Annotated in this window: 22 protein-coding genes; 8 read left to right on the forward strand and 14 right to left on the reverse strand. The window is 68.8% G+C overall.

Annotated features, from left to right (window positions below; genetic code table 11):
- Positions 1-44: 44 nt before the first annotated feature.
- From ACLM5J_RS01150 to ACLM5J_RS01160, 3 genes are all read left to right on the forward strand, one after another.
- Complete coding sequence (locus ACLM5J_RS01150; protein ID WP_413654168.1) at positions 45-926, forward strand: glutamate ABC transporter substrate-binding protein; 882 nt, start codon at positions 45-47, stop codon at positions 924-926.
- Between the two features lie 78 nt (positions 927-1,004).
- Complete coding sequence (locus ACLM5J_RS01155; protein WP_413654169.1) at positions 1,005-1,697, forward strand: amino acid ABC transporter permease; 693 nt, start codon at positions 1,005-1,007, stop codon at positions 1,695-1,697.
- A complete protein-coding gene (locus ACLM5J_RS01160; protein ID WP_413654170.1) occupies positions 1,694-2,548 on the forward strand; it encodes an amino acid ABC transporter permease in 855 nt (284 codons plus the stop codon). The genes ACLM5J_RS01155 and ACLM5J_RS01160 overlap by 4 nt, the downstream gene beginning before the upstream one ends.
- Before the next feature lie 7 nt (positions 2,549-2,555).
- Here ACLM5J_RS01160 and ACLM5J_RS01165 read toward each other — a convergent pair whose 3' ends face one another.
- Positions 2,556-3,023, reverse strand: coding sequence for a hotdog fold domain-containing protein (locus ACLM5J_RS01165; protein ID WP_413654171.1), 468 nt, complete (start codon positions 3,021-3,023; stop codon positions 2,556-2,558).
- Between the two features lie 132 nt (positions 3,024-3,155).
- Between ACLM5J_RS01165 and ACLM5J_RS01170 the strand changes: the two genes are divergently transcribed.
- Together ACLM5J_RS01170 and ACLM5J_RS01175 are read left to right on the forward strand one after the other, a co-directional pair.
- Positions 3,156-4,112 carry an acyl-CoA desaturase gene (locus ACLM5J_RS01170; RefSeq protein ID WP_413654172.1) on the forward strand — a complete coding sequence of 319 codons (957 nt, stop codon included), beginning with the start codon at positions 3,156-3,158 and terminating at the stop codon, positions 4,110-4,112.
- A 10-nt stretch (positions 4,113-4,122) separates the two neighbouring features.
- On the forward strand, positions 4,123-4,770 hold the full coding sequence (locus ACLM5J_RS01175) for a TetR/AcrR family transcriptional regulator (RefSeq protein WP_413654173.1): 648 nt from the start codon (positions 4,123-4,125) through the stop codon (positions 4,768-4,770).
- Here ACLM5J_RS01175 and ACLM5J_RS01180 read toward each other — a convergent pair.
- Positions 4,757-6,097: a PLP-dependent aminotransferase family protein gene (locus ACLM5J_RS01180; protein WP_413654174.1), complete on the reverse strand. Its 1,341-nt coding sequence runs from the start codon at positions 6,095-6,097 to the stop codon at positions 4,757-4,759. The genes ACLM5J_RS01175 and ACLM5J_RS01180 overlap by 14 nt on opposite strands.
- Before the next feature lie 92 nt (positions 6,098-6,189).
- On the opposite strand from ACLM5J_RS01180, the gene ACLM5J_RS01185 reads away from it, so the two are divergent.
- Positions 6,190-6,885 (forward strand): pyridoxamine 5'-phosphate oxidase family protein, encoded by a 696-nt coding sequence (locus ACLM5J_RS01185; protein ID WP_413654175.1) that lies wholly within the window; start codon positions 6,190-6,192, stop codon positions 6,883-6,885.
- Between the two features lie 2 nt (positions 6,886-6,887).
- Here ACLM5J_RS01185 and ACLM5J_RS01190 read toward each other — a convergent pair whose 3' ends face one another.
- A complete protein-coding gene (locus tag ACLM5J_RS01190; protein WP_413654176.1) occupies positions 6,888-7,661 on the reverse strand; it encodes a methyltransferase domain-containing protein in 774 nt (257 codons plus the stop codon).
- Between the two features lie 92 nt (positions 7,662-7,753).
- Here ACLM5J_RS01190 and ACLM5J_RS01195 point away from each other — a divergent pair, with 92 nt between their 5' ends.
- Entirely contained in the window at positions 7,754-8,239 is a 486-nt protein-coding gene (locus ACLM5J_RS01195) for a MarR family winged helix-turn-helix transcriptional regulator (protein WP_413654177.1), read from the forward strand.
- 90 nt (positions 8,240-8,329) lie between these two features.
- Here ACLM5J_RS01195 and ACLM5J_RS01200 read toward each other — a convergent pair whose 3' ends face one another.
- From ACLM5J_RS01200 to rsmA, 4 genes are all read right to left on the reverse strand, one after another.
- Positions 8,330-9,079, reverse strand: a complete 750-nt coding sequence (locus ACLM5J_RS01200; protein ID WP_413654178.1) for a hypothetical protein — start codon at positions 9,077-9,079, stop codon at positions 8,330-8,332.
- A 142-nt stretch (positions 9,080-9,221) separates the two neighbouring features.
- A complete protein-coding gene (locus ACLM5J_RS01205; RefSeq protein WP_413654179.1) occupies positions 9,222-11,072 on the reverse strand; it encodes an ABC-F family ATP-binding cassette domain-containing protein in 1,851 nt (616 codons plus the stop codon).
- The gene (locus ACLM5J_RS01210; RefSeq protein ID WP_413654180.1) at positions 11,072-11,968 is read right to left on the reverse strand and encodes a 4-(cytidine 5'-diphospho)-2-C-methyl-D-erythritol kinase; all 897 of its coding nucleotides are present in this window, start codon (positions 11,966-11,968) and stop codon (positions 11,072-11,074) included. Before ACLM5J_RS01210 ends, ACLM5J_RS01205 begins: the two co-directional genes overlap by 1 nt.
- Positions 11,961-12,875 (reverse strand): 16S rRNA (adenine(1518)-N(6)/adenine(1519)-N(6))-dimethyltransferase RsmA, encoded by a 915-nt coding sequence (gene rsmA, locus ACLM5J_RS01215; protein WP_413654181.1) that lies wholly within the window; start codon positions 12,873-12,875, stop codon positions 11,961-11,963. Before rsmA ends, ACLM5J_RS01210 begins: the two co-directional genes overlap by 8 nt.
- Before the next feature lie 190 nt (positions 12,876-13,065).
- Between rsmA and ACLM5J_RS01220 the strand changes: the two genes are divergently transcribed.
- Positions 13,066-16,488, forward strand: coding sequence for an immune inhibitor A domain-containing protein (locus ACLM5J_RS01220; RefSeq protein WP_413654182.1), 3,423 nt, complete (start codon positions 13,066-13,068; stop codon positions 16,486-16,488).
- Positions 16,489-16,585: 97 nt separating this feature from the next.
- Here ACLM5J_RS01220 and ACLM5J_RS01225 read toward each other — a convergent pair whose 3' ends face one another.
- The 7 genes from ACLM5J_RS01225 to ACLM5J_RS01255 form a co-directional block, all read right to left on the reverse strand.
- On the reverse strand, positions 16,586-17,713 hold the full coding sequence (locus ACLM5J_RS01225) for a transglycosylase family protein (protein WP_413654183.1): 1,128 nt from the start codon (positions 17,711-17,713) through the stop codon (positions 16,586-16,588).
- Positions 17,714-17,988: 275 nt separating this feature from the next.
- Positions 17,989-18,873 carry a TatD family hydrolase gene (locus ACLM5J_RS01230; protein ID WP_413654184.1) on the reverse strand — a complete coding sequence of 295 codons (885 nt, stop codon included), beginning with the start codon at positions 18,871-18,873 and terminating at the stop codon, positions 17,989-17,991.
- The gene (locus ACLM5J_RS01235; protein ID WP_413654185.1) at positions 18,870-19,733 is read right to left on the reverse strand and encodes an alpha/beta fold hydrolase; all 864 of its coding nucleotides are present in this window, start codon (positions 19,731-19,733) and stop codon (positions 18,870-18,872) included. The genes ACLM5J_RS01230 and ACLM5J_RS01235 overlap by 4 nt, the downstream gene beginning before the upstream one ends.
- Position 19,734: 1 nt before the next feature.
- Positions 19,735-20,580, reverse strand: coding sequence for a 16S rRNA (cytidine(1402)-2'-O)-methyltransferase (rsmI, locus tag ACLM5J_RS01240; protein WP_413654186.1), 846 nt, complete (start codon positions 20,578-20,580; stop codon positions 19,735-19,737).
- 7 nt (positions 20,581-20,587) lie between these two features.
- Complete coding sequence (locus ACLM5J_RS01245) at positions 20,588-21,151, reverse strand: TetR/AcrR family transcriptional regulator (protein WP_413654187.1); 564 nt, start codon at positions 21,149-21,151, stop codon at positions 20,588-20,590.
- A 1-nt stretch (position 21,152) separates the two neighbouring features.
- Entirely contained in the window at positions 21,153-21,830 is a 678-nt protein-coding gene (locus tag ACLM5J_RS01250; protein ID WP_413654188.1) for an ABC transporter ATP-binding protein, read from the reverse strand.
- Complete coding sequence (locus ACLM5J_RS01255) at positions 21,827-22,948, reverse strand: FtsX-like permease family protein (RefSeq protein WP_413654997.1); 1,122 nt, start codon at positions 22,946-22,948, stop codon at positions 21,827-21,829. The genes ACLM5J_RS01250 and ACLM5J_RS01255 overlap by 4 nt, the downstream gene beginning before the upstream one ends.
- Positions 22,949-23,064: the final 116 nt, after the last annotated feature.

Here is a 23,064-nt window from a genome sequence, read left to right on the forward strand (position 1 = left end):
TCCACGGTTCGATCTCGGCCCGAACAACCGACAAGGAGACGCACATGTTGCGCAGCAGAGCCAGGCTCGCCATTGCCTGTACCGCCCTCCTCACCGCGTTCGCAGCCTGCGGTGACGCCGGCGACGACGACAAGGGCAAGGACGTCGACGCCGACACCGACGCGGCCTCGCAGATTGAGGACGGCACCCGGATGGCAGAGATCCGGGACGCCGGCTCGATCACCATCGGCGTGAAGTTCGACCAACCGGGACTCGGCTTCAAGTCCGCCACCTCGGACGTGCCGACCGGCTTCGACGTCGAGGTCGCCAAGATCCTCGCCTCCAAGCTCGGCCTCGACACCGACCAGATCAAGTGGGAGGAGACGGTCTCGGACAACCGCGAGCCGTTCCTGGAGGAGAAGAAGGTCGACCTGGTCCTCGCGACCTACTCGATCACCGACGACCGCCGCAAGATCGTCGGCCAGGCCGGGCCCTACATGCTCACCGGCCAGCAACTGCTGGTGACCGCCGACAGCGACGTGGAGAGCATCGCGGACCTGAAGGGCAAGGAGGTCTGCTCGGTGACCGGCTCGACGTCGATCGACCGGATCAATGAGCAGGGCGCCAAGGGCGTGGGCTTCGCCTCCTACAGCGAGTGCGTCCAGAAGGTGCTCGACGGCACCGTCGACGGCATGTCCACCGATGGCTCGATCCTGGCCGGTTATGCAGCCGAGAACGAGGGCGAACTCAAGGTGGTCGGCGACGAGTTCTCCGAGGAGCGGATCGGCGTCGGCTACAACAAGCAGCAGACCGAGTGGTGCGAGTGGATCAACGGCGCGCTGACCGCAGCGTTCGAGGACGGGTCGTGGGCGGAGGCCTTCGACTCCACGCTCGGCAAGTCCGGCGTGGAGACCCCGGACCCGCCGACACTCGACCCCTGCGCCTAACCCGAACCGTCAGGCATACGCGCCGAACCGTCAGGCACACGCGCCGAACCGTCACTCCTATGACCGGAAGGAGCATCAGTGGACGCCGTCTTCAATGATTTCGACGCCTACCTCAAGGCCTTCGGCTACACGCTGATGCTCTTTCTGGTCGCCGGGATCGCCTCGATGATCCTCGGCACCTTCCTGGCCGCATGCCGGGTCAGCCCGGTCCCGGTCCTGCGGGGCGCCGCCTCCACCTGGGTGACGCTGGTTCGCAACACCCCACTGGTGATCGTCTTCGGCCTGCTCTCCTTCATGGCGCCGATGCTGTGGCGGCGTCTCAACTTCCGCTGGGTCGACGTGCACATCGGCGACTTCGACTTCACCTCGTTCTTCTCCGCCGCAGTACTCGCCCTCAGTCTCTACACCTCGGCGTTCGTCTGCGAGGCGATGCGCTCGGGCATCAACGCGGTCCCGCTGGGCCAGGCCGAGGCGGCCCGCGCGATCGGGCTGCCGTTCAGCGGAGTGATGACCCAGGTGGTGTTGCCCCAGGCGTTGCGGGCCTCGATCCCGCCCCTGGCCAGCGTCCAGATCGCGTTGATCAAGAACACCTCGGTGGCCGCCGTCTTCGGCGTCGCCGAGGCCACCTCGCAGATGACGAGCTTCAACAACGACTTCGCCAGCCAACGGACCTCGATCTTCCTCTGCTTCGCCGTCGGCTACATCGTGTTGGTGGAGATCTTCTCGCTCTTCAGCTCGCAGCTGGAGCGTCGTTGGCGGGTGGCCCGATGAACGCCGGCGTCCTCTTCGACGCGCCCGGCCCCAAGGCCCGGCGGCGCCACCTCCTCTACTCGGTGCTGAGCGGAGTCGCCATCGTCGCCGCGATCGGCTGGTGGCTGTGGCGACTCGATGAGAACGGCCAGCTCGCCTACGAGAAGTGGGAGGCGTTCGTGACGCCGTCCTACATCCGGGTGCTGCTCGTCGACGGCCTCTTGCAGACCCTGAAGATGGCAGCGCTGGCGATCGTCTGCGCGGTCGCGTTCGGCTTCCTCTTCGGCGTCGGCAAGCTCTCCGATCACCGCTGGGTGCGCTGGCCGTCCTGGCTGGTGGTGGAGTTCTTCCGCGCGGTTCCCGTGCTGCTGTTGATGATCTTCGTCTGGTACACCCTCGGCATCGCCGACGACCGGTCCAGCTTCCGGGCGGTGGTGATCGCGCTGACCCTCTACAACGGCTCGGTGCTGGCCGAGGTGCTGCGCGCCGGCATCCTCGCCGTCCCCCGTGGGCAGTCGGAGGCCGCGTACGCGCTGGGCATGCGCAAGACCCAGGTGGTCTCCATCGTGATGCTGCCCCAGGCCGTGAAGATCATGCTCCCGGCGATCATCAGCCAGTGCGTGGTGGCACTCAAGGACACCGCCCTGGGCATCGCCATCACCGCGCCGGGTCTGACCCTCGTCGCCCGCCAGATCTACCTCGAGGAGAACAACCGGGTGCCGACCATGCTGGTCGTGGCCACGCTCTACATCAGCGTGAACCTTCTCCTCACCGCGCTCGCCACCTGGCTGCAGCGGCGTTACGTCGGCGAGAAGCGGCTGGAAGTGCCGATGGTCGGTGACGCCGACACCCGCGGCAAAGTGCCTGCCTGAGGCGTACTCAGCGCTGCGGTTTCGGCGTCACCCAGAGCCGGATCTCACCCTCGATCACCACGGTGCCGTCGTCGCGCACCCCGCGCACGTTGACCCGGACGTCGGGGTTGTCGCTGGCCCAGGCAGCAGGATCGGTCTCGGCGATGCAGGTGATGTCGCTCGACGCCTTCGCCGGATAGGCGACCTCCATCCCCTTGGGGATCCACCGCTTGTCGGGCGGGCAGGTGGCCTCTGCAAGAGCGCCCATCGCGGCCTCCAGGCCGTTGCAGAGTGCGATCACATGCAGCGTCTTGATGTGGTTGTGGACGGCGCGGCGCTTGGGCACGACCAGTTCGGCGTAGTTGGGCCGCAACTCCTTGAACCGCGGCCGCACGGTCGCGAAGTACGGCGCCTTCTGGGAGAAGGCGAACGAGAAGATCTGCTTGCCCAGCGGGAAGGCGGTGGTCTTCTTCCACAACGTCAGAACCTGGCTCATGGGCATCATGCTACCGGTGAGTAACCAGAAGTCCAGGGATATGTGACGAACCAGGGCTGGCAAGGTACGGCGGCGTAACCTACGGTTGCGTAGGAAAACCACTGGGCACTGCACCACACCGATTGGGGAAACATGACTGCGACGATCGACGAGATCGCCGAGGCACCGCTCGCAACCATGGGCGGTGACACCCAATCACTGAAGGAGAAGGTGGCGCTCACCCTCTTCATCGCCGTCCCGTTCATCGCGTTCGGCGCGGCGATCCCGCTGGCGTGGGGAGGCTGGCTGAGCTGGACCGACGCCGCCATCGCGACGGTCATGTACTTCGCCACCGGCCACGGCATCACCGTCGGCTACCACCGCCTCTTCACCCACAAGTCGTTCAAGCCGAATCGCTTCGTCAAGTGCGCCTTGGCGATCCTCGGCTCGATGGCGATCCAGGGCCCGGTCGTGCGCTGGGTCGCCGACCACCGCAAGCACCACAAGTTCTCCGACCGCGACGGCGACCCGCACTCGCCGTGGAAGTACGGCACCCGGCTCCGCGACCTCAGCAAGGGCCTCTTCCACGCCCACATCGGCTGGCTCTACGACACCGAGCAGACCCCGCAGCGCAAGTACGCCCCGGACCTGCTCAAGGACTCCGACATCACCCGGATCAGCCGCCTGTTCTGGCTCTGGACCCTGGTCTCGCTCTTCCTGCCCGCCGTTCTCGGTGCGCTGCTCACCTGGTCCTGGCAGGGCGCTCTGACCGCCTTCTTCTGGGGTTCGATCGTCCGGATCGGCCTGCTCCACCACGTGACCTGGTCGATCAACTCGATCTGTCACGCGATCGGCAACCGGCCCTTCATCTCCCGTGACAAGTCCGCCAACGTCTGGTGGCTGGCGATCCCCTCGATGGGCGAGTCCTGGCACAACCTGCACCACGCCGACCCGACCTGCGCCCGGCACGGTGTGCTGCGCGGCCAGATCGACACCTCTGCCCGGGTGATCTGGTTCCTGGAGAAGGCCGGCTGGGTGAGCGACGTCCGCTGGCCCACGAAGCAGCGGATCGACGCCAAGCTGGTGCGCAACCAGCAGGCCGCGGCCTGACGAGCACCCCTTGGCCAAGGAGAAGCGCACCGACGGCGAGAAGCGCGCGCCCCGCAGCCGGATGACGGCGGCGGAGCGGCGCGAACAGCTGATCGAGATCGCCCGACACCTCTTCGCCGAGCGCGGCTTCGACGCCACCTCGGTCGAGGAGGTGGCCGCGCAGGCCAAGGTCTCCAAGCCGGTCGTCTACGAACACTTCGGCGGCAAAGAGGGGCTCTACGCCGTCGTTGTGGACCGCGAGGTCACCCAACTGCTCGGGATCATGCGAGCGGCGTTGAAGTCCGGCTCCTCGCGGCAACTGATCGAGCAGGCCGCGCTCGCGCTGCTCTACTACATCGAACAGCAGCCCGACGGGTTCCGGATCCTGGTCCGCGACTCCCCCATCGGCAGCCAGGGCGCCAGCTTCCAGTCGATCATCGGCGACACCACCAGCCGCGTCGAAGGCATCCTGATCGACCAGTTCAAGGCCCGCGGCCTGGACGCCCGGACCGCACCGATGTACGCCCAGATGCTCGTCGGCATGGTCGGCACCACCGGCCAGTGGTGGTTGACGTCGGGTCGCAAGGTGGAGCGTCGGTCCGTCGCCGCGCACATCGTGAACCTGGCCTGGAACGGCCTGAGCGGCCTCGAGGAGAAGCCGGTCCTCAAGACCGACTGAGCGCGCTGACCAGCACCTCCAGGGCCAACTCGAACTCTGCGTCGGTGGGGCCACCGAAGCCGACCAGCAGGCCACTCAGGTCAGCATTGCGGCAGTAGTCGGCCAGCAGGTTGATCCGAAAGCCCGCCGCGGCCATCGCCTCGCGCGCCCGCAACGCACGATCTGGTTCCAGGAGCCACGTGGAGTACATCCCGGCCACCGGCCCGGCAAGCTCGGCATGGGGCGACAATGCCGCGACCACCTTCTCGGCCCGCGCCGCGTAGACCTTGCGGGCCGAACGGATGACGGCATCCACGTGGCCGTCACGCAGCAGCGTGGCGAACGCCTTCTGCACCGGCCACGGCGGCATGTCGAAGGTCACCGCCCGGTGGGCCAGGACGGCGCCATGGAGCGACTCGGGCAGCACCATCCAGCCGAGCCGCAGCGACGGCAGGACGGTCTTGGACGCCGTCCCGAGGTAGGCGACCCGCCCCGGCGCCATCGAGGCGAGCGCGGGAACCGGAGCGACGTCGTAGCGGAACTCGGAGTCGTAGTCGTCCTCGATCACCACGCACCCGCTCCCCTCGGCCCGGCGCAACAGCGCCAGCCTCTCGTCCGCCGGCAGCACTCGACCGGTGGGATGCTGGTGCGACGGCGTCACATAGGCACCCGCGCAGCCGGCGAGGTCGGACTCCGCGCCCTCCCCGACCGGGAGCGACCGGACGACGCGGCCGGCGAGCTCAGCGGTCACGACGGCCGCCCGGAAGCCGGGGTCTTCGATCGCGATCTCGCCCGGCGACAAGGCCGCGAACAGTTGGCGTAGCCCACCGACGGTGCCGCTGGTGACCAGGACCTGGTCCGGCTCCACGGCCAGTCCGCGGGTCCGTCGCAGCCGCTCGGCGAGCGCGACCCGCAACTCCTCGATACCGCCGGGCTCCTCGTAGGCACGCGGCGGGTCGGCTGTCGACACCTCGCGCCAGGCGCGACGCCACAACGCCGACTGCCGAGGATCGCGCCATGGCGTGCCGGCGTCCATCATCACCAGCTCTTCATCCACCCCGCGGCGCGTGGCCGGGCTCTCCACAGCTCGCTGGGCGAAGCCCCCGACCCGGAGCCAGGTCCCGGAGCCGCGACGCCCCTCCAGCCAGCCCTCGGCCCGCAATTGATCCCAGGCCTGCTCCGCGACACCCCGCGAGACACCGAGATCCGCGGCGAGTGCCCGCGTACTCGGCAGCCGGGCGCCGTCGGCGACCCTGCCCGAGAGCGCCAACTCGCGGACCTGGGCGGCGATCTGGGTGGGCAGCGGACGCGGGTCGTCCCGGTCGACCTGCAACGGCAGCGTGGGCATCGAAGCACCTCCTTGGAGCGAGCCAAGTGGCCCAGTGTTTCTCTCCACTATTGGACCATGCATCCGAGCCACTTTCCCGCGAGCATGGAGCCATGAGCAGCCTTCCCCTGCAGCCGACCCACCGCTCCACGGTCCGCCGCGGCAAGCACCGCGCCGTTACCGACCGCGCGACCCTGCACGAGATCCTGCGCGACGGGCTCGTCGCCCACCTCGGGGTGCAGGCCGGCGACCATCCGGTGGTCCTTCCGGTCGCCTACGGCGTCGATCCGGACGGCCCCGACGTCGGCGGAAGCCTGTACCTGCATGGCTCGGTCGCGTCACATTGGCTCCGCGCCGCACAACAGCAGACCGTCTGCGCGACGATCACCGAACTCGACGGTCTGGTGCTGGCCCAGACAGCCTTCAACCACTCGATGAACTACCGGTGCGCCGTCGTCATCGGAACGGCGCGGCCCGTGCTCGACTCCACGGAACGGGAGCATGCCCTGGCGCTGATCGTCGACCACGCCATCCCCGGTCGCGCAGCGACGCTGCGCCCCAACACCGCCAAGGAGTTGGCCGCGACGGCGGTCTTCGCCGTCGCGCTGCACGAGGCGTCGGTGAAGGTCCGCGTCGGCGGGCCCGCCGACGAACCGGAGGAGCAGATCGACGGCACCTGGGCCGGCGTCATCCCGCTGCGCCGCGTGGCGGCAGCCCCGATCGACGCCGACTACGCCACCGCACCCGTCCCACCCGAAGTAGCTCAATGTGACCTCCGGGCTGGAAATTCAGCCCGAACCAGACGCTGAGGTCACATTGAGCGGTGGGCGACGACGAAGATCCGCCGGAACGGGAACAGCACGACGCCGTCGCGCTCGGGATAGGCCGCGGCGAGACGGCGCTTGTACTCGGCAACGAACTCGCGACGAACCTCACTGCCGACCGCCTCGATGTACGGACGGGCGCCGGTGGCGCTGACCCATTCGAAGACCGCGTCCGGCCCACGCAGCGCGTGCAGGTAGGTGGTCTCCCAGGCCTCCACCTCCAGACCCAACGGACGAAGGTCGGCGAAATAGTCAGCCGGGTCGCCCGTCGGTCGGTAGACGACGTCACCAGTGAACGGCGCGTACGGCTGCTCGGCGGCAAGCTCGCGACACAGCGCATGCGAGAGCGCCTGGTGATTACCGGGCACCTGGAACGCCAGCCAGCCACCCGGCCGCACCTTCTCGACCAAGGCAGGCAGCAGGGCACGGTGCTCCGGCACCCACTGCAAGGTGGCATTGGAGATCAGCACGTCGACGTCGGCGCCCTGTTCGGCCCAAAGACGGAGGTCCTCGCAGGCGAAGGTGATCCGCGACGTCGGATGCTCGGCCCGGGCCGCCGCGATCATCTCGGCACTGGAGTCGATCCCGTGAATGCGGGCCTGGGGCCACCGTTCGGCCAGTGTGGCGGTGAGGTTGCCGGGGCCACAACCGAGATCGACGACGTCGGTGGGCGCGGTTGCGCCGATCCGGGCGGTCAGGTCGAAGAACGGACGCGACCGCTCGTCGGCGTAGCGCAGGTACTGGTCGGGACTCCACGGCATGTCAGCCACCTCCGGTAACCGTGACAACAAGACAACCGTGCATCGGGAGTATCTCGATGTCAAGATTCTCGACGGTCCGCTACGATCAGTACATGCGAGACGAGGTCGACGAACTGGTCGACTCCTGGAACCGGGAGAGGTCCGATCTGGACCTCACCCCCGTTGAGGTGTTCAGCCGGATCAGTCGGCTCGCCCGACTCCTCGATCTCGCCCGCCGCAAAGCGTTCGCGCAACACGGCATCGAGCTGTGGGAGTTCGACGTGCTCGCCGCCCTGCGTCGCGCCGGCGGAGACTACGAGCTCTCCCCCGGCAGGCTGATCCGCGAAACCCTGGTCACCTCCGGCACGATGACCAACCGGATCGACCGGCTCACCGCCCGCGGATTCGTCGAGCGGCTGCCCGATCCGAACGACCGCCGCGGGGTCCTGGTCAAGCTCACCCCCGAGGGCCGCGTCGCCGTCGACGGGGCCTTCGGCGAACTCGTCGAGGCCGAACGCGAACTCCTCGCCGAACTCCCCGCCCGGGATCGCAAACAGTTGGCAGCGCTGCTGCGCCAGCTGATGACGCCGTTCTCCTGAGCTGCTGCAGGTTCCGCTGGCAGTTCGCGCAACGCGGACGCCGGCGAACCGGCGCCGGGCGGTCACCGGGCCGAACTGCCGGCGAAACAGTCAGCGGGCTTCGTGGATCTCGACGTCGAGGGTGTCGTTGGCCCGCTCCCCACCGAGCGGGACCAGCTCCACCACGACGGCGGTCTGCAGGTCGAGGGCGACCTCGTAGGCGATCGGGTAGTCGCGGCCGCGAGGCGCGTCGTCGCCGTACTCCAGGCGGTCGGCGATCCGGCTCCACAACAACGGGCAGCAACCGCAGGTCGGGTTGTAGCCCTCGCCGGCTGCCACCGTCGCCCGCCAGGCCGGCCTGCCACGGTGCTCGCCCTCGCGCAGATCGGTGACCACGGTGCCGTCACAACGTTCGATGCCGTCGCCCACCTCGCGTTGCCCGTCGGCCAGCTCGACCGGGTCGAGCATCGCCGCCCAGCGATAGTTCTCCCAGAACGGCTGCTCGTAGTCGCTCCACCACTCGCCCGGCCGATGCGCCACCAGGCCGTCCAACCGGACGACCGGTGAGAGATCCCCACCCCACTGGTGCGGCTGCTCGCGCAACTCGGCCAGCATCGCATCGGCGGCGGACTGGTCACCGCCGTCCGCAACGGCGACCGCGAGGAGCCCGCTGTTCTCCCCCGCGTCATGGGTCTGCCGGTGACGCCGTCCGCCGGCGTCGACGACGATCAGCTCGCCCGGGCGGTTGATCCACGCCTCGACCGTCTCCTCGATGCCACCACGACGGGTGAAGTGCATGCTCCGCCAGCGCCACGGCGAACTACGCGCCAGCGCTCGGAACGCGTCTTCACTCAGCTGCATACGACCAGTCTCCGCCTGTCCACAGGGATCGGCCACCCAAATACGAAGTCGTCGGTTCGCGTCATTCTCGAAACGCTGCCGAACGATAAGCCCCTGAAAACGGTGATTTCAGGGGCTTACTGTCAGGGACTATCTCTCGGAGTCAGTCGAGGAGTTCGGCGGCCTCGAGCCACTCAAGTTCGAGTTCTTCGCGTTCGGTCTGGAGCGGGGTGAGTTGGGCGGAGAGGTCGGCGAGCCTCTGGTAGTCCTGGGCGTGCTCGGCGATCTCGGCGTTGATCGCGGTCTCGAGTTCGGCGATCTTCTCCAGCCGCTTGTCGATCCGCGAGATCGTCTTCCGCGCGGCCCGCTCCTCGGCGCTGCCGGCGCGCGCCTTGGGCGCCGCGGACGGCGCAGCACCGGCGCCAGAGTCGGCCGAGCCGCCAGCCGCCGAACCGCCGGCGATCGACGCAGGGTCCGCCGCCGGCACCTGTCCCGACCGGGACGCTGCCGCGATCCGGGCCGCCTCGTTGGCAGCACGACGCTCCAGGTACTCGTCGACACCGCGCGGCAGCATCGAGATCTGGCCGTCTCCCAACAACGCCCAGACCGAGTCGGTGACCCGCTCCAGGAAGTACCGGTCGTGGGAGACCACGATCAGGGTGCCGGGCCAGCCGTCGAGGAAATCCTCCAAGACGTTGAGCGTCTCGATGTCCAGGTCGTTGGTCGGTTCATCGAGGAGCAGCACGTTGGGCTCGTCGAGCAGCAGTCGGAGCAGCTGGAAACGGCGCCGCTCGCCACCCGAGAGGTCACCCAGCCGGGCGGTGAGCCGGTCACCGGTGAAGCCGAACCGTTCCAGCAGCGAGGTCGCGGTGATCTCGCCGTCCGCGGTCTTGGTGACCCGGCGGATCCCCTCAACCGTGGCCAGCACCCGGGCGTCCGGGTCCACCTCGTCGAGTTGCTGCGTCAGGTACGCCAGGGCGATCGTGCGGCCGTGCTTGACCCGGCCGTGGTCGGGAGCGAAGGTACCGGCCAGCAGCCCCAGCATCGACGACTTGCCCGCACCGTTGACGCCGACGATGCCGATCCGGTCGCCGGGACCGATCCGCCACGTGGCGTGGTCGAGCAGCCGCTTCTCGCCACGGGAGAAGTCGACGTCCTCGATGTCGAGAACGTCCTTGCCGAGCCGTTGCGCGGCGAACCGCTGCAGCTCCAACCGGTCGCGCGGCGGCGGGACGTCCTCGATCAGCGCGTTCGCGGCGTCGATCCGGAACTTCGGCTTGGAGGTCCGGGCCGGGGCACCGCGGCGCAGCCAGGCCAGTTCCTTGCGCATCAGGTTCTGGCGGCGTACCTCGGAGGCAGCAGCTTGGCGCGAGCGCTCCGCCTTGGCCAGCACGAAGGCGGCGTAGCCACCCTCGTAGGAGTCGACCTGGCCGTCGTGCACCTCCCAGGTCCGCTGACAGACGGCGTCGAGGAACCACCGGTCGTGGGTGACCACGATCAACGCCGAGCTCCGCTCGACCAGGTGCTGCGCGAGCCAGGCGACCGCCTCGACGTCGAGGTGGTTGGTCGGCTCATCGAGGATCACCAGGTCGTGCTCGTCGAGGAGCAGCGCGGCCAACGAGCAGCGACGTCGCTCGCCACCGGAGAGGCCCAGCACCGAACGGTCGAGGTCGATCCCGGTCAGCAGCTCGGCGACCACCTCGCGGGTGACCGCCTCACCTGCCCACTCGTGGTCGGCCTTGCCGCGCAGCACCGCCTCACGGACGGTATGGGTGTCGCTGAGCTCGTCGCCCTGGTGCAGGTAGCCGATGTGCAGGCCGCGGTTGCGCGAGACGCGGCCGTCGTCCGGCTCCTCCAGCCCGGCCAGCACCTCGAGCAGGGTGGTCTTGCCGCCACCGTTGCGGCCGACGATGCCGATCCGTTCGCCGACCGCGATCCCCAGCGAAACCTCGCTGAGCAACGGTCGGATCCCGAAGGATTTGGAGACACGCTCCAGGTTGATCAGGTTGGCCATCACAGCACCTCCGCGCCGGGCACGGGTCCAGAAGCGAGCCGGGCGTGACCGAAGTCAGCCAGGGCCGCGGCTACCTGCGCGCCGTGTTCGGCGTCGCGGACCAGGAAAAGGCAGGTAGGGCCGGATCCGGAGACCAGTGCGGCCAACGCCGAGGCCTCCCGTCCGGCGGTCAAGGGCACCGCGAGGTCGGGGCGGAGCCGCAAGGTCGCGGGTTGCAGGTCGTTGCCGAGCGCTGCCGCCAACCCATCGACGGAGCCGTCGGCCAACGCCTTGATCAGCGCCGGCGGGATCTCCGGCTCAGGGACCTCGGAACCGGCGTGCAGGACGTCGAACTCGGCGTAGGCGGCGGGCGTGGATACACCGAAGTCGAAGGTGAGCACGACCCACTGGTATCGGCCGGCGTCGGTCAGCGGCTCGACCTCTTCACCGCGACCATGCCCCGAGGCCGAGCCGCCGTAGAGGCCGAACGGGACGTCGGAACCGAGCTCCGCGGCCAGTTCGGCCAGCGTCTCGCGGCTCAGCTTCAGATCCCAGAGTTCATTGCAGGCGACCAGGGTCGCGGCGGCGTCGGCGGAGCCGCCGGCCAGCCCGCCGGCGACCGGGATGCCCTTGTCGAGGTGGAGCGCGGCTGCGCGGTCGACCCCGGCATGGGTAGCGAGCAGGCGCCCGGCCCGGAGCGCGAGGTTGGAGTCGTCGAGCGGGACACCAGCGACGTCGACGCCGTCGCGGCCGGTACAGGTCAACGACCAGGTCGATGCGTCACGGGCGGTGACCCGGGAGGAGAGCGAGATCGCCTGGTAGGCGGTGGCCAGCGGGTGGAAGCCGTCCGGGCGCACGCCGCCGACACCGAGGTGCAGGTTGATCTTGGCGGGCGCCTGCACCGTCACTTCAGCCATCCAGGCTCCCGGCTCGTGGCGCGACGTCGGCGAGGGCTCCGGCGGCGACCAGCGCCTCGGTGATCGCGGTGAACTGCTCGACGGTCAACACCTCGCCGCGGGCCTGTGGATCGACTCCTGCCGCACGGAGCGCGGTCTCGGCCACCTCGCCGCTGCCGACCAGGTTCTTCAGGGTGGAGCGCAGCGTCTTGCGGCGCTGCGCGAAAGCGGTGTCGACGACGGCGAAGACCTGCTCGCGGCGCACCTGCCTCGAGGGCGGCGTCTCCCGCTTGGTCCAGGCCACCAGCCCGGAGTCCACATTGGGGGCCGGCCAGAAGATGTTGCGACCGATCGCACCGGCGCGGCGGACCTCGGCGAACCAGGCGGCCTTGACCGACGGGACGCCGTAGACCTTGGAGCCCGGCGTCGCGGCGAGCCGATCAGCAACCTCGGCCTGCACCATCACCAGGCCGCGCTCCAACGACGGGACCAGCGCGAGCAGGTGCAGCAGCACCGGGACCGAGACGTTGTAGGGCAGGTTCGCCACCAGCGCGGTAGGCGCGGGGCCGGGGATCTCAGCGACCCGGAGCGCATCGCCGCGCACCAGCGTGAACCGGTCGACGGCGTCCGGTGCGTACTCGGCGATCGTGCTCGGCAGGGCGTCGGCCAACTGGTCGTCGATCTCGATGGCGACGACGCTGGCCCCGGTCTCCAGCAGCGCCAGGGTGAGCGATCCCAGGCCGGGGCCGACCTCGATCACCACGTCGTCGGCACCGATCCCGGATTCGCGCACGATGCGGCGCACGGTGTTCGGGTCGATGACGAAGTTCTGGCCCTTCTGCTTCGTCGGGCGAATGTCGAGCGCGGCAGCGAGGGCCCGCACCTCCGCCGGGCCCAGCAGGCGTACTCCGGCGGGGGTCTGTGACATGGGCACCAGCCTAGTCGGCCTACCGGTCGAGCCACGACGCGGCGAGAGCCGACGAACGCGCCCGCGGTCGACGCCGGCCAGGACAGATCGCCAAAAACATGGACTCCGTCCGATAAACTCGCCCGGTCACGGCGCGGAGGGCGTCGGCGGGGAGCGATTCGGGCGTTCGCCGACACTGCGGAGGAGCGCCATGAAACGAGTCACATTCCCTGCCCTTGCGGCCCTGATCGCGCTGGCGACACAGCCACTGGTCGCCGCAGGAGCCCACGCCGGGCCGACGAAGCCGGAGGCCGCTGCCAGCGAGCCGGACGAGCACCTCACCGCGCAGGCCGATCCCCACGACCGGTTCGACCCACGAGCCCAGCAGCGGAGCAACGTCCGCAAGGCAGCGGTCGACGAACTGATCACCGGCGAGGCCGAACTCAAGGGGAAGGGCGCCGATCGGACGATCGCCCGCGCCGGCGGCAGCGAGGTCGACTACCCGGTCAACGCCCAAGCGCGACTGCTCACCTTCCTGGTCGACTTCGGCACCCAGATCGACCCCCGATACCCGAGCGCGGGCACGGGGCCGATCCGCGGCACGATCCCCGAACCGGCGGCCACCGATAACAGCACCTATTGGAAGTCCGACTTCGGTCGCGGCCACTACCAGGAGATGTTCTTCACCGGTCTCGCCGACCAGGACGGCGAGTCGATGCGGCACTTCTACCGCGAGGCCTCCAGCGGCCGTTACGACCTGACCGGCGACGTCTCCGACTGGGTGACGGTCCCCTACCACCAGGCCTCGTATGGCACCACCGAGAACCAGACCGACATGACCCGCTTCATCTCCGACTCCGCAACGGCCTGGTACCAGGCCGAGTTGACCGCCGGGAAGAGCCGCGCCGAGATCGTCGACTACCTGAACAGCTTCGACGTCTGGGACCGCTACGACCATGACGGCGACGGCGACTACAACGAGCCGGACGGCTACATCGACCACTTCCAGGCCGTCCACGCCGGCATCGGCGAGGAAGCGGGCGGCCCGACCAGCGCCATCTGGTCGCACCGCTGGGCGGCCAACCAGGCCGGATCCAACGGCCCGAGCGGGGCACCGTTCGGCGGCGTCGAGATCGGCGACACCGGGATCTGGATCCGCGACTACACCACCGAGCCCGAGAACGGCGGTCTCGGCGTCTTCGTGCACGAATACGGTCACGACCTCGGCCTCCCGGACTACTACGCCACCGCGAGCACCGACAACGGAGTCGGCTTCTGGTCGGCGATGGCCAGCGGCTCGTGGCTCGGCCACGGCAACGGCTCGATCGGCGACGCGCCCGGCGGCTTCGGGGCGAGCGAGAAGCTCCAACTCGGTTGGTACGGCCCGAACAACAAGGACCTCGCCCTGGTCGCCAGCAGCGACGAAGCCAGCGAGGTCGTCCTCGGCCCGGCCCACCGAGCCACCTCGACCGGCAAGCAGGCCCTCGCCGTCGCGCTGCCGGACCAGGTCGTCACCAGGACAGGGCCCTTCGCTGACTCCGCCGATGGCGCCTACCTCTACTCCGGGATGGGCGACAACCTGACCAACAGCGCGACCAGTCCGGTGATCACCCTGCCCGAGGCGAACGCACAGCTCTCGGCGAAGATCCGCTACGCGATCGAATCCGGCTGGGACTTCGCCTATCTGCAGGTGGCGCCCGCCGGCACCGCGCAGTGGACCACCGTGATCACGAACCGCTCGACCACGACAGGCACCACCAACCTCGGTGGCGGCATCACCGGCACCTCCGGTTGGACCACACTGACCGCCGACCTGACCGGTTGGGCGGGCTCCCAGGTCCAACTCCGTTGGCTCTACGTGACCGACTACGCCGAGGCGGGGAACGGGCTCGGGATCGACGAACTTCAGGTCGGCGACCTGTCGACCACCTTCGCCGACGGCGCCGACGGTTGGACGTTCGATGGCTTCGCCGCCACCTCCGCCAACACCTACCCGAGCAGGTATCAGCACTACTACCTGGCCGAGAACCGGCAGTACCAGGGCTACGACGCCCAACTCCGGACCGGGCCGTACAACTTCAGCGCGACAGTCGCCAATCAGGTGAGCTCCTACCCGTACCAGGACGGGCTCCTGGTCTGGTACTCGAACTCCCGGTACTCCGAGAACAACACCGGCTTGCACCTCGGCTACGGCGCCAACCTGCCGATCGACGCCAACCCGACGCTCCAGCGGTTCGTCAAGGACGCCGATCAGAGCCTGGGCAACAACTCCAACGCCGTCCGTGAGGTCTTCGACGCCACCTTCGACGTCGACACCATGGATGCGATCGGGCACTCCGTCGTCGGTCAGACGCTGACCGTCCCGGCCCGGCCCTCGGTGCCGGTCTTCGAGGACTCCAACGCCACCCAGTACATGGACACCTCGAACCTGCCCCGCAGCGGCCAGTACCACGTTCGACTCCCGCAGAGCGGCGCCCAGATCCAGGTGCTCAGCTCGGACGAACAGTCCGGCCGGATGGTCGTCAAAGCGGGCTCTCGCTTCGCGGCACTGCTCACCGGTCCGGTCGTGAGCGGCGCCGCTGAGGTCGGAGCCACCCTGACGGCGAGTACCCCGATCTGGTTCCACGACGGCACAGCCACCTCCTGGCAGTGGCTGCGCGACGGCGAGCCCATCACCGATGCCACCGGCTCCAGCTACCAGCTGAGCGGAGCGGACGCCGGCCGGACCGTGTCGGCGACGGTGACCGGCACCAAGAGCGGCTACGCCAGCACCACGACCACCAGCAACGGCCTCGCGGTGCCGAAGGCGGCTGCGCCGGTGGCGCTCGCCCCGCCGACCATCACCGGCACCGCCAAGGTCGGTGCGACGCTCGCTGTCACCGCCGGCGACTGGCCTTTGCCCGGCAGCTCCGACTACCGCTGGAGCATCGAGGGAACAGAGATCGGGACCGGCCCCAGCCTGGTCGTGCCCGCGGGCACGGTCGGTAAGCAGATCACCGTGACCGAGACGTTCTCCAGCCTGAGCGCAGAGGACGCCACCGCAACGGCCGTCAGCGCCGTCATCGAGAAGGGCGCGGCACCACTGCCCGACGCAGTACCCCGGATCAGCGGCACGGCCAAGGTCGGCAACACCCTGAAGGCGGTTCCTGGCAGCTGGCCGACCGCGGGGGCGACGTCACGCTCCTGGCGGATCGACGGCGTCGAGGTCGGCACCGCACCGAGCTTGAAGCTCACCCGCGCCCACGCCGGCAAGCAGATCGAACTGCTGGAGACGTTCACCAGCGACGACGTCGAGACCGCGCTCGCCACTGCGACCAGCGCTCGGGTGGCCAAGGCTCCCTCAGCGTTCAGCGCGGTCCAGGTGAAGCTGCGCTCCAAGAAGGCCGGCAAGCTGTCCTTCAAGGTGACCTCGGCCGGGGCGGTACCCACCGGAAAGGTGACGATCACCGTCAAGGGGCTGGGCAAGGCCGGCAAGCGGATCAAGGTCTACCGCGGCACGGTCACGGTGCGCGGGAGCAAGCTGACGGTCAAGCTCCCCAAGCGCGCCAAGGGCCGGTACCAGCTGACACTGAGCTACCGGGGCGACTACGCGGCGACGTCGCTGACGAAGCGTTACGTCGTCCGCTCGCGCTGACCCGTCGACAGGGCACCAGGCATGCGAACGGCCCCGGTCTCTCCAGGAGACCGGGGCCGTTCGGCTACGTCAAGCAGCGTTCAGCCGGCGAGATGCTTCAGCGCAGGCCGAGCCGGGCCGAACAGTGCGGCCACTGTCCCCAGCCGGCGCGCTGCTGCAGGATCTGACCTCGCTTGATCTGCTCCTCGCGGCTGTGCTGGTGCGGCAGGCCGGTGCCGCCCACAGCGCGCCAGGTGGAGGCGCTGAACTGCAGACCACCGTAGTAGCCGTTGCCGGTGTTCGTCGCCCAGTTGCCACCGGACTCGCACTGAGCCAGCCGGTCCCACACGGAGTTGCCGGGCGCGAAGTTGGTCTCGACCGGGCGCTTCTTGGTGCCGACCTTGACCACCTTGCTGACCGGCTTACGGGTCACCGAGGAGTCGACGACGGTGCGCTGGTGCAGCTCACCGTTACGGAAGACGAGTCGGTACGTGACGTCGCGCAGACCGGCCTTGCCATCGGTGAGAGTCTCGGACTCGTCGTCGAACATCGAAGCGTCGGTGCGCTCGACGGTCTTGAAGGCGATCTCCTCGGCTGACACCTTGCGGGTCTCGACGCGCACCTTGGTGATGACGATCTTGTCGCCGTCCTCAAGCTCTGCGGTGAGCTTGGGCTTCACGATGTCATCGTCGTCGACCTTGAGATCGAGCTGGTCGATCACGTCGGCAACGGTCAACGCCGCCACCTCACGCTTGAGGGGCTTGTCGCCACCGAAGTGGACGGTCAGCTTCTTGGGGGTGGCCACCTCGAGGGCGAGACCGTCCCGGCCGATGCTGGTGCCACGGCTGGCCGAGAGGTCGGCACCGTGGAACCGGAGTCCGATCTCGGAGAGCGCGCTGTTCACGTCGGTCGAGTTCACCCAGTAGGTCTTCGGCTCACCGTCGACGGTGAGCTCCAGGGGGCGCCCGAACTTGATCGAGATCCGGCTGCCGTCGCTGACCTTCTCATCGAGACCGGGCAGGACGACGTCCTTGTCGGTGATCTCGATGCCTTCGTCGTCGAGCACATCGCCGACGGTTCCCTGCATGGTCGAAACCGTGCGGGTCTCACCGTCGAGGGTGAGGGTGACGTCCTTGTTCAGGGTGGCATAGCCGATGGTGGTGCCGGCGACCGCGAGGATCACGGCGGCGACCAGGCCGACCAAGAGGGCTTTGCTCTTGGCGAGGCGTGCGATTCGAGTGCGCACGTAGCTCCAGACTTCGTTCTCTCCGGGCCTCGGGGACCAGCGCGATGGGGCTCTGCGCTGCTCAGGTGCTTCCTCCCGATCCCGGCCAACAAGCATCGACCATAAGCACGATTCCCTGAGGCCTGCAAACTCCCGGCGCGGTCACCGGGAGGCAACCCCTGTCGAACACCTGCCCACAAGCACCTGAAAGCGCAGGTCAGACCGCCAACTGCGGTTTAAATCGAAAAGTCGAGCAAGTTTCTTTAGCTTGCTGCGCGCTAGCTACGAGTTTGCAATCACCAAGCGCCGTAGACCCGGACCGTGTTCTCCTCCAGCGCAGCACAGATCTCGTCCAGCGCCCGACCGGTCACCTCGGCCATCGCCCGCACGGTGTGCGGAATCAGGTAGCCGGCGTTCGGCCTGCCCCGATACGGGTGCGGCGTCAGGAACGGTGCGTCGGTCTCGACCAGGATCCGATCGGTCGGCGTCACCGCCAGCGCCTCACGCAACGGTGCCGCGTTCTTGAAGGTCAGAGTGCCGGCGAAGCTCAGGTGCGCCCCCAGATCCAGGCAGCGTCGCGCGAACTCCGCGTCACCGGAGAAGCAGTGCATCACCCACGCGTCCGGCACCCCTTCGGAGAGGAGCACCTTGAGGATGTCGTCGTGGGCATCGCGGTCGTGGATCATCAGCGGCTTGCCCAGCCGCTTGGCCAGATCGATGTGCCTGCGGAACGACTCCTCTTGCGCAGCGCGCCCCTCCTCGCCGGTCCGGAAGTAGTCGAGCCCCGTCTCCCCCACCGCCCGGACGACATCGACGCCGGCCAACTCCTCGATCTCGGCCAACGCCGCGTCCAGTTCGCCACGTCCGGCCAGGACCGGTGCCTCGTTCGGATGCAACGCCACGGCTGCCACCAACTCGGGGTACCGCTGCGCCGCCTCTACGGCCCACCGGGCGCCGGGCAGGTCGCAACCGACCTGGACCGCGCGTGGCACGTTCACCGCTGCGGAGGCGGCCAACGCCTGCTCGACGGTGAACGGCGACATGCCGTCACCGATGTCGAGGTGCGTGTGGTTGTCGGTGACCGGAAGCGGCAGCGGTTCAGGGGCCGGCGGCCGGTTCAGGTCACGTCGCCCACCGTTCTCGGCAACGGCTGCCCGCTGCCGACGAGGCTGTTCGCTCATGCACCGTCCGTCTGTTCAGGAGTGGCCGGACCCATCCGGTCCAAGATCGCTTCGGCCAACAGGTCGGGCGCCTCGTCGGGGATCCAGTGGCTGACGCCGTGCAGGATCTCCAGGCGATAGTCACCGCTCACGAAGTGGCGGGTCAGCTCAGCGCCCTTACGAACAAGGGCGACATCGCCGGTACTCCAGACCATCGTGGTCGGCACCGAGACCTTGCCGGCACCCAGCCGCGGGTCGGTGATCGGCAGCGCCCGGTACCAGGAGAGGCCGCCCCGCAGCGCGCCGTCCTCGACGATCTCGCGCTGGAAGGTGCGGACCATCTCCGGCGTCATCCCGGCTCGACGCAACGCCTGGGCGAACTGCTTCGGCGCTCGGCGGGTGATCAGCTCGACCGCACCGGTGATGTTGAACAGCACCATGTACCAGGAGTGCAGCGCCTGGGAGCTGGAGACCATCGACTTCAAGAAGGCGCCCGGGTGTGCCACCGAGACGGCGGTCAGTGAACGGATCGACTCCGGGTGCTCGGCCGCCGTCGACCAGGCCACGATCGACCCCCAGTCGTGGCCGACCAGGTGGACCGGCTCGCCGATCCGGTCGATCAGCGCGGCGATGTCGCTGACCAGCTCCGGCACCCGGTACGGCTTGCGGCCCTTCGGGCGGGCGCCCGGCGAGTAGCCACGCTGGTCCGGCGCGAAGGTCCGAAAACCCTGCTGGTGCAGGATCTCGGCGACCTGGTCCCAGGAGGAACCTCGCTGCGGGAAGCCGTGCAGCAACACCACCGGGACGCCGTCGAGCGGCCCGGTGTCACGCACCAGGAACTCAAACCCCGCATTGGTGAAGGTGTCGATCCGTTGGTTCATCTCAGCTCCTGTGCACAGCGTCGTAGACCTCGCGCTTCGGCACCCCGGCACGGCGCGCCACATCGAGGATTGCATCCTTGCGGGTCATTCCGACGCTTTCCAGGTCTGCGACCAAAGTTCTCCACTGTTCCGGGTCGGTACCGACCTCGGCGACCGGGTCAGCACCGGTGACGACGATGGTCACCTCGCCGCGGACGCCCTCGGCAGCCCACGTCGCCAACTCGGCCAACCCACCGCGACGCACCTCTTCATGGGTCTTGGTCAGCTCTCGACAGACGGCGGCGGCACGCTCGTCGCCGAACGCTTCGGCCATCGCCTCCAGCGCCGCCTGGGTGCGGTGTGGAGCCTCGAAGAAGACCATCGTCCGCGGTTCGCGTGCCAACTCGGCGAGGCGGCGTCCGCGCTCTCCGGCCTTGCGGGGCAGGAATCCCTCGAAAGTGAAGCGGTCCACCGGCAGTCCGCTGACGGCGAGGGCAGTGAGCACCGCGCTCGGGCCGGGCACCGCGGTCACCTCGATCTCCTCCAGGACGGCGGCGGCGACCAGCCGGAACCCCGGGTCGGAGACGCTGGGCATCCCGGCGTCGGTGACCAGGAGCACCCGCTCGCCGGCCAGCAACGCCTCCACCAGGGTCGGCGTCCGCGCGCTCTCGTTGCCCTCGAAGTAGGAGACCACCCGGCCGGTGGTCGTCACGCCGAGCTCGGTACAGAGCCGACGTAGCCGCCGGGTGTCCTCGGCGGCGATCACGTCGGCGCGGGCCAACTCACTCGCCAATCGCGAGGAGGCGTCCTCCACGCGGCCGATCGGCGTCGCCGCCAGGACCAGGACACCGGGCTCAGGGTTGCTCACCCCACGATCATCCCAGGCCGGCGCAGTAGGGCCGAAGCAGGCGCTCGATCGTCTCGCGGACCTCCGCGAGCTCACGGCCGTCCTCGATCATCCGCGAGCCCGCGAAGACCCAGGACTGGACCAACTCGGCGGCCATCGTGTCGCCGCCGAGCGCTTCATCGAGCGGACGCCGGAGCTGTTCGTGCAACTCCTTGCTGGCCTCGGTGAGCTGGCGCGGCGCGTTCATCGCCAGTCCGCGGATCACCGCGTGTTCGCCCTCGGCGACCAACTCCAGGTTGGCGACCACGTAGGCGACCACACGCTCCCCCGGGTCGTTGGCCGCCGCCATCGCGGAGACCACCCGTTCGGTCCACTGCGGGAAGATGTCGAGCACCAGCGCATCGAGCAGTGCGTCCAGCGAGGCGTAGTACTGATAGAGGCTGGTCCGCGCTAGTCCCGCCTCGCGCGCCACCCCGGCCAACGTGATCGCGGTCCCCTCCGAGGCCAGCAGCCGCCGAGCAGCCAGCAGGATGGCGCGCTCCTGCTGTTCTCGATGCTCGGCCACCGTCGCCGCCGCGATCCGTGGCGCCATCTCAGCCCTCCCGTTCGCGCAGCTTGCCGTCCTCCATGACCAGGACCCGGTCGCAGTAGTCGAGTACGTCGTGGTCATGGGTGACCATGATCGTGGCGATCTCGTGCTGGTGGGTCTCGTCAGCCAACAGCTTCACGATCTCATGGCTCCGGGCCCGATCCAGCGCCGCGGTGGGCTCATCGACGAGCAACACCGCAGGGTCGGTGATAAGCGCCCGAGCGATACCGACCCGCTGCCGCTCACCACCGGAGAGCTGGTGCGGCCGTCGATCCGCCTTCGTGGCCAACCCGACCTCGGCCAGCAGGTCCCGCGGATCGCGTTGGCTACGCCGTCCGTTGAAGGTGGCCGGCAGGCGGAGTTGGTCGGCAGCGGTCAACGAGGGCAGCAGATTCCCGCTCTGGAAGACGAATCCGATCAGCTCGCGACGCAGCCGGGTCAACTCGCGGCGCGACCGCCCGGTGAGGCTCTGACCGGCGACGGTGACCGCGCCGCTGGTCGGCGTGCTCAGGCCACCGGCGACCGCCAGCAGGCTGGACTTCCCGGAGCCGGACGGGCCGAGGATGGCTACCAGCTCGCCCGCCGCGACGCTCAGGTTCACGTGGTCGAGAGCAGTCACCGTCTCCTCGCCGTCGCCCAGGGTGAGGACGACGTCGGTCAGTTCGATCTTGGCAGTACTCATCGGTTGGCTCCCAGCGCGGTCAGCGGGTCGACGCGGGTGATCCGGACGATCGCCGCAGCGGCTCCGGCGAGGCCCAGCAGGATCAACAACAGCGCGGCCAGGACCACCGGGCCGGCGACCAGGGCGAACGGCATCGCGGTGCCCTGGAGCAGTGCCCCGAACCCGACCCCGATCCCGACTCCCACACCGACGGCGCCGAGCAGGAGGAGCAACGCCTGGCCGAGACCGTCGCGCAACAGGTAACCGGTGGAGGCGCCCATCGCCCGCAGTACAGCGATCTCGCCCTTGCGGTGGATGGTCAGCACCGTGAAGAAGGCACCGGCGACCAGGGCACAGATCGCGTAGAGGAAGACCTGGATCATCATCAGGGTGCTGGTCTCGGCGGTGTAGCCCGGCGAGGCGTTGTAGGAGTCGCGCTGGCTCAACGACTCGGTGCCTGCGGCGCGGTCGGCTGCCGCCGTCTCCTCGGGGCCGTCGACGGCGACCGCGGTGATCTCGCGCTGCTGGCGCGGGGTCAGCTCGTCCGCGGAGGAGACGCCGGCCTTGGCCAGTCGCCAGGTGTCGAGCGGAACGTAGGCCATGTCGACGTGCCCGAAGGTGTTCTGGTCCTCCATCACGCCGACGATCCGGACGCTCAGACCGCTGTGCTCCAAGGTGATCGTGTCGCCGATCTTCACCTTCTCCTTCTCGATCAGGTGGGAGCTGACCACGAGCCCGTCGGCTGCGCCGAACTCATCGCCCGAGGCGGACCGTGGCGCGATGAAGGTCTCCGGCTCGACGCCGATCAGGGCGAGGTCGACCTCGACGCCGTCCTGGTTGGCACCGTTGACCAGGGCCAGACCGAAGGGCGCGGCGTCGTTGACGTCGCGCTGGCCTCGCCAGGCCTCGACGGCGTCCTGATCGAGGACGCTGCGGGTGAAGGCGGAGTCGTGCTGCACCCCCTTCTCGAAGGCGAAGGAGGTGATCGGCAGGTTCTGCAGACCGGAGACGCCGTCCTTGACCAGGCCTTGGGAGAGCCCGGAGAGCAGGACCATCAGTACGGCGATCAACGAGATCACCGCACCCATCAGCACGAAGCGGGTGCGCCCGAAGCGCAGATCGCGGAGCGCGAGGAACATCAGCACCACTCGCGACTTGTTATCGACACCATGTCGGGATCTTAACGACATAGCGTCGGCAAAACCGAAATGACGGGCCTCCCGAGCCACCACCACCAGGTGCGTAGTCTTCGCAC

Origin of the sequence: Nocardioides sp. Bht2, assembly GCF_047308515.1 — a bacterium.
Taxonomy (GTDB): Bacteria; Actinomycetota; Actinomycetes; order Propionibacteriales; family Nocardioidaceae; genus Nocardioides.

Excerpts from the sequence above, each read along its gene's own strand:
- ACLM5J_RS01150 (WP_413654168.1), top strand. The coding sequence starts at position 45 with ATGTTGCGCAGCAGAGCCAGGCTCGCCATTGCCTGTACCGCCCTCCTC.
- ACLM5J_RS01160 (WP_413654170.1), top strand. The coding sequence starts at position 1,694 with ATGAACGCCGGCGTCCTCTTCGACGCGCCCGGCCCCAAGGCCCGGCGG.
- ACLM5J_RS01165 (WP_413654171.1), bottom strand. The coding sequence starts at position 3,023 with ATGAGCCAGGTTCTGACGTTGTGGAAGAAGACCACCGCCTTCCCGCTG.
- ACLM5J_RS01170 (WP_413654172.1), top strand. The coding sequence starts at position 3,156 with ATGACTGCGACGATCGACGAGATCGCCGAGGCACCGCTCGCAACCATG.
- ACLM5J_RS01180 (WP_413654174.1), bottom strand. The coding sequence starts at position 6,097 with ATGCCCACGCTGCCGTTGCAGGTCGACCGGGACGACCCGCGTCCGCTG.
- ACLM5J_RS01185 (WP_413654175.1), top strand. The coding sequence starts at position 6,190 with ATGAGCAGCCTTCCCCTGCAGCCGACCCACCGCTCCACGGTCCGCCGC.
- ACLM5J_RS01190 (WP_413654176.1), bottom strand. The coding sequence starts at position 7,661 with ATGCCGTGGAGTCCCGACCAGTACCTGCGCTACGCCGACGAGCGGTCG.
- ACLM5J_RS01195 (WP_413654177.1), top strand. The coding sequence starts at position 7,754 with ATGCGAGACGAGGTCGACGAACTGGTCGACTCCTGGAACCGGGAGAGG.
- ACLM5J_RS01200 (WP_413654178.1), bottom strand. The coding sequence starts at position 9,079 with ATGCAGCTGAGTGAAGACGCGTTCCGAGCGCTGGCGCGTAGTTCGCCG.
- ACLM5J_RS01205 (WP_413654179.1), bottom strand. The coding sequence starts at position 11,072 with ATGGCCAACCTGATCAACCTGGAGCGTGTCTCCAAATCCTTCGGGATC.
- ACLM5J_RS01210 (WP_413654180.1), bottom strand. The coding sequence starts at position 11,968 with ATGGCTGAAGTGACGGTGCAGGCGCCCGCCAAGATCAACCTGCACCTC.
- rsmA (WP_413654181.1), bottom strand. The coding sequence starts at position 12,875 with ATGTCACAGACCCCCGCCGGAGTACGCCTGCTGGGCCCGGCGGAGGTG.
- ACLM5J_RS01220 (WP_413654182.1), top strand. The coding sequence starts at position 13,066 with ATGAAACGAGTCACATTCCCTGCCCTTGCGGCCCTGATCGCGCTGGCG.
- ACLM5J_RS01230 (WP_413654184.1), bottom strand. The coding sequence starts at position 18,873 with ATGAGCGAACAGCCTCGTCGGCAGCGGGCAGCCGTTGCCGAGAACGGT.
- ACLM5J_RS01235 (WP_413654185.1), bottom strand. The coding sequence starts at position 19,733 with ATGAACCAACGGATCGACACCTTCACCAATGCGGGGTTTGAGTTCCTG.
- ACLM5J_RS01245 (WP_413654187.1), bottom strand. The coding sequence starts at position 21,151 with ATGGCGCCACGGATCGCGGCGGCGACGGTGGCCGAGCATCGAGAACAG.
- ACLM5J_RS01250 (WP_413654188.1), bottom strand. The coding sequence starts at position 21,830 with ATGAGTACTGCCAAGATCGAACTGACCGACGTCGTCCTCACCCTGGGC.
- ACLM5J_RS01255 (WP_413654997.1), bottom strand. The coding sequence starts at position 22,948 with ATGTTCCTCGCGCTCCGCGATCTGCGCTTCGGGCGCACCCGCTTCGTG.